General features: G+C 70.3%; 7 protein-coding genes. 2 read left to right on the plus strand and 5 right to left on the minus strand.

All coding sequences use genetic code 11. From position 1 onward, the window contains the following. Positions 1-140 precede the first annotated feature (140 nt). From ACYVE9_RS15735 to ACYVE9_RS15745, 3 genes are all read right to left on the minus strand, one after another. The gene (locus tag ACYVE9_RS15735) at positions 141-770 is read right to left on the minus strand and encodes an aminodeoxychorismate/anthranilate synthase component II (protein WP_461028475.1); all 630 of its coding nucleotides are present in this window, start codon (positions 768-770) and stop codon (positions 141-143) included. 19 nt (positions 771-789) lie between these two features. Beyond that, complete coding sequence (locus ACYVE9_RS15740) at positions 790-951, minus strand: hypothetical protein (RefSeq protein WP_461028476.1); 162 nt, start codon at positions 949-951, stop codon at positions 790-792. Between the two features lie 227 nt (positions 952-1178). Then, the gene (locus ACYVE9_RS15745; RefSeq protein ID WP_461028477.1) at positions 1179-1916 is read right to left on the minus strand and encodes a DUF881 domain-containing protein; all 738 of its coding nucleotides are present in this window, start codon (positions 1914-1916) and stop codon (positions 1179-1181) included. 100 nt (positions 1917-2016) lie between these two features. Here ACYVE9_RS15745 and crgA point away from each other — a divergent pair, with 100 nt between their 5' ends. Next, a complete protein-coding gene (gene crgA, locus ACYVE9_RS15750; protein WP_461028478.1) occupies positions 2017-2274 on the plus strand; it encodes a cell division protein CrgA in 258 nt (85 codons plus the stop codon). A gap of 360 nt (positions 2275-2634) precedes the next feature. Here crgA and ACYVE9_RS15755 read toward each other — a convergent pair whose 3' ends face one another. Together ACYVE9_RS15755 and ACYVE9_RS15760 are read right to left on the minus strand one after the other, a co-directional pair. After that, the gene (locus ACYVE9_RS15755; protein ID WP_461028479.1) at positions 2635-3531 is read right to left on the minus strand and encodes a rhomboid family intramembrane serine protease; all 897 of its coding nucleotides are present in this window, start codon (positions 3529-3531) and stop codon (positions 2635-2637) included. 118 nt (positions 3532-3649) lie between these two features. Next, the gene (locus tag ACYVE9_RS15760; RefSeq protein ID WP_461028480.1) at positions 3650-4177 is read right to left on the minus strand and encodes a peptidylprolyl isomerase; all 528 of its coding nucleotides are present in this window, start codon (positions 4175-4177) and stop codon (positions 3650-3652) included. 398 nt (positions 4178-4575) lie between these two features. Between ACYVE9_RS15760 and ACYVE9_RS15765 the strand changes: the two genes are divergently transcribed. Then, on the plus strand, positions 4576-4887 hold a 312-nt coding region (locus tag ACYVE9_RS15765; RefSeq protein WP_461028481.1), incomplete at its 3' end, for a DUF5324 family protein.

A 4887-nucleotide genomic window follows, 5' to 3' on the forward strand; every position in this document is an offset into this window, starting at 1 on the left:
GGGACCGGGGGCCGGGGGCGGGGCCGCCGGGCCGGGGGAGGGGGCGTCAGGGCCGGGCAGCGGATCGTTCAGCGGGTCGGCCAGTCGGCCGACAGCGGCCTCGAACGCCTCCGGGTCGGTGTACGGATCGTAGGACGCCGTCACGTCCCTACCACGGGAGCCAGCCCCCGGGAGCGCTCCACCGCGCCGCCGTCCCCGCAGGCGGCCAACCAGTTGGCCAGCATCAGGTGGCCCCACTCGGTCAGCACCGACTCGGGGTGGAACTGCACGCCCTCGACCGGCAGGTCGCGGTGCCGCAGCCCCATGACGACCCCGGAACCGGTCCGTGCGGTGATCTCCAACTCGGCCGGCACCTGCTCGGGTTCGGCGGCCAGCGAGTGGTAGCGGGTGGCGGTGAACGGCGAGGGGAGCCCGGTGAAGACGCCCTTGCCCTCGTGCGTCACCGGGGACGTCTTGCCGTGCAGCAGTTCCGGCGCCCGGCCCACGACCCCGCCGTAGGCGACGACCATCGACTGCATGCCCAGGCACACCCCGAACACCGGCACCCCGGTGCCGGCGCAGTGCCGCACCATGTCGACGCAGATGCCGGCCTGTTCCGGTGTGCCGGGGCCGGGGGACAGCAGCACCCCGTCGAAGCCGTCCCCGGCGTGCTCGGTGCGTACCTCGTCGTTGCGCACGACCTCGCACTCGGCGCCGAGTTGGTAGAGGTACTGCACGAGGTTGAAGACGAAGCTGTCGTAGTTGTCGACCACGAGGATTCGCGCGCTCATCGGTTCCCGTCAGCCCTTGTCAGTTCTCGTCCACGGTCACGTCGCCGAACGGCAACAGCGGTTCCGCCCACGGGAAGACGTACTGGAAGAGGACGAGGACGGTCGCCAGCACGAGGACGAGCGAGAGCGTGGCCCGCACGTACGCGTTGCCGGGCAGGTGCCGCCAGATCCAGCCGTACATGCCTTCGTGCCGTCCCTTCCGCGGTGCGCCCGGTGCGCCCGTCCCAGAGTACGTGGCGGGTGGCCGGGCCGGGGTGCGGTCGGCCAAGCGTCGGGTGTGCCGTCGCCCACGGCCCGCACGCCCTCCCGCGCCCCGCACGCCCCCACCCGCGCCCCGCACGCCCGCTCGCCCACAACGGCCGTCCAGGTCACGGGCGCGGGGTCACGGGCGGGGGGTCACGGGCGGGGTCACTCGACGGGCTCGGCGTGGTGGAGGTCCACCGAGCCGGAGTACCCGGGCAGGGTGGCGTCCTCCTTCTTGTCGACCTCCCAGCCCAGCCCGTAGGCCTCCACGTACCGCTTGTACGTCTGCACGGCGGGGGCGGCGTCCAGGGCGCGGCGCAGCGCGTCGGGGTCGCCGACGGCGGTCACGGTGTACGGGGGCGAGTAGAGGCGCCCCTGGAGGATCAGGGTGTTGCCGACACAGCGGACGGCGCTGGTGGAGATGAGCCGCTGGTCCATCACCTGGATGCCGTCCGCGCCGCCCTGCCAGAGGGCGTTGACGACGGCCTGGAGGTCCTGCTGGTGGATGACGAGGTCGTCCGGCTGCGGTTCGGGCGCCCAGGTGACCCGCGACGTCGCGTCCGGCGGTGCATCCGTGAGGGTGACGCTGAGGGCGTCGCCGGTGAGTTCGTGCGCGCCGGCCAGCTCCTCGGTGGCGTCGAGTTGCCGCTGCTCCTGCTGGGAGCTGCCGCTGTCGCGGCGGGCGAGCGCGGCGACCTCCCTGCGAAGTCTGGCCGTGGAGGATTCCAGCTTGGAGTTCTCCCGGCTACGCTCCTGGATGAGGTCGGAGAACCGCAGCATGGACTCGTCGCTGCGGAGGTTGGTGCCCTGGGCGGTGTTGAAGCTGATCCAGAAGATCAGCCCGGCCAGGGCGAAGACAGCGATGCTGGCGAGCCGGGCAGGCCGGAAGCGGTAAGCAGTCACCGTACCCTTGTCTCCTTCCGCCGCACGGAAGCACTACGCTAACGGACCACAGCAGCAACAGTCCCGCGCGGTCACAGCGCATCGACAGGAGAGCCCCCTCGTGCCGAAGTCACGGATCCGCAAGAAGAAGGACGATGTCTCGTCGCCGGAGACGAAGCGGACGAAGCTCGATCTCAGCTCCGGGCGCAGTTGGGTCGCCCCGCTGATGCTGGCGATGTTCGCCATCGGGTTGGCCTGGATCGTCGTCTTCTACGTGACCGAGGGCACCCTGCCGGTGGATGCCCTGGGCAACTGGAACATCGTGGTCGGCTTCGGTTTCATCGCCCTGGGCTTCGTGGTCTCCACGCAGTGGAAGTAGCGCGCCGACCGGGGGACCGGGACCGTCGCGCGTTGTCCACAGGTTATCCACAGGCCTGGGAAAAGTTCTGAAGATCTGTGGATAACTCACATCGGGTTGACGCCGAACCGACCGGCGGACGGATGTCCGCGGTCGTCGGTTCCCTTGATCCTGCTGGGAAAACGTACCCCTGTGCGAGTTTTCGAGCGGGCGGACGAGCTGTGTGCGTCATGCACAAGATCCGCTACGGGCTGTGGATAACTCTGGGTAGAGCTGTGGGCGACGCCCTCACCACCCGGCGAGTCGCACCCCTGTTCGGGCAGCTCCCTGCCGCCGAACCGCCCGCTGAGCCCCCGCGGCCCCCGCCGATCCCGGCGCGGCTCAGGAGAGCAGCATCAGGGTGCGGGCGGCGCAGGCGCCGAGCAGGACGGCCGCGACCACGACGCAGCTCCCCCAGTGCACCAGTGTCCGGCGCTCCCGCGGCGCGTGCACGAACGCGTAGGCGATCACCGCGCCCGTCACCAAGCCGCCCAGGTGGGCCTGCCAGGCGATGTTGAGCCCCGGCAGGAACGTGATGACCAGATTGATCGCGAGCAGGACCAGGATCGGTCGCATGTCGTACCGCATCCGGCGCATCAGCACGGCCGTGGCGCCGAACAGCCCGAAGATGGCACCCGAGGCGCCCAGCGAGAGCTGGTTCTGGGCCATCAGCCAGTACGTCAGCACGTTGCCGCCGAGCGCGGACAGCAGGTACAGCGTCAGGAACCGGGACCGGCCCAACGCGGCCTCCAGCGGCGGCCCGAGGAACCACAGCGCCATCATGTTGAAGCCGATGTGCCACATCTCCTGGTGCAGGAAGGCGGAGGTCACCAACCGGTACCACTCGCCGTCCGCCACTCCCAGCCACTGGAAGGTGCCCTGGGCGTCCAGGGCGTAGCCGATCATGCCCAGGTCCGTCACGAGGCGGTCGCCGACGGACAGCACGGCGATGAACACCGCCACGTTGACGCCCAGCAGGATCTTGGTGATCAGCTTGGTGTCCGCCACGAGCGTGCCGCCCGCGAGCGTCCGCGGCCGGGCGGCGTCCGGCGCGTGACCGGTTCCCGAGCCGCCGCGCACGCAGTCGGGGCACTGGTAGCCGACGGAGGCCGAGACCATGCAGTCCGGGCAGATCGGCTTGTCGCAGCGGGTGCACCGGATACCGGTCTCCCGGTCCGGGTGCCGGTAGCAGCCGGGCAGCGCGTTCTGCGCACCCGGTCCGCCGTGCTGCTGCTCCATCGCGTGCCCCGTCCCGCCTTGTCTCGACTGTCCGGCCCGCTCGGCGGGCCACCCGGAATGGGGAACCGCCCCCTCTGTTCTACGGACGGAGGGGGCGGGTGGGTTCCCCGTGGCGCGCTCAGCGGCGCTCGATGACGACCGACTCGATGACGACGTCCTGCTTCGGACGGTCGGTGCGCGGGTTGGTCGGAGCCGCGGCGATCGCGTCCACGACCTTCTTGCCGGCTTCCGAGGACACCTCACCGAAGATGGTGTGCTTGCCGGTGAGCCAGGCCGTCGGCGAGACGGTGACGAAGAACTGCGAGCCGTTGGTGCCCGGGCCGGCGTTGGCCATGGCCAGCAGGTACGGCTTGCTGAAGGACAGCTCCGGGTGGAACTCGTCACCGAACTCGTAGCCCGGGCCGCCGGTGCCGTTGCCCAGCGGGTCTCCGCCCTGGATCATGAAGCCGCTGATCACCCGGTGGAAGACCGTGCCGTCGTAGAGCTTGTCGGTCGACTTCTCACCCGTCGCGGGGTGCGTCCACTCCCGGGAGCCCTCGGCGAGCTCGACGAAGTTCTTGACCGTCTTCGGCGCGTGGTTCGGGAAGAGCTCGATCTCGATGTCGCCGTGATTGGTCTTGAGGGTGGCGTAAAGCTGCTCAGCCACGATCTACCTTCCATAGTCCGCTGTGTACTCCGAACGATCCTCCCATGGACACCGGGCGCGGGCGCACGATGCTCCCGGAGCGGAGGCGGACGCCCCGGAGCGGTGGCGGACGGACGGGCGCACCGGGGCGCACCGGCGGGCGACCGTACGACGGGCGGGTGACCACGCGCCGATTCCCGGCCGAACCGGAGCGGGGCGAGGCGAATCATGGCATTGTCGGCTTCGTGTGCGATACACCCCCCGTTGTGGGGTACTACGTCAATCCGGATGCCCGATCACGCATGCCCTGTTACGCATCAGCAGGCATGATCTTGAGACGGGTGTAAAGGCGACTACTGAACGAGTGATGTGTCTCCCGGGCGACGCCCCGGACCGCGCCACCGAGGAGGAGGATCCCCGTGACCCGCAAGGAAAGCCTGCGCGCCGCCACCGGCACGGCCAAGCAGAACGTACGGCTCGCCGCAGGTGTGGTGTCGCCGAAGGTGGGCCTGGCAGCGAAGCAGGCTCAGCACGCGGCACTGGAGCAGTACGAGAGCCGGTTGGCGCCACGTCTCGCGCAGGCGCGGGACACTCTGCCGTCCGGGGTGGACCAGGTCGCCTCGCGCGCGGCAAAACGATCCCGCAAGGCCGCGCACCAGGCCGCCGAGTTCGCCGGCCCCCGGGTGGAGGCCGCCCGCGCCGTCGCCGGTCCGGCCCGCGAGGAGGCGATG

The organism is Streptomyces sparsus, assembly GCF_054776295.1.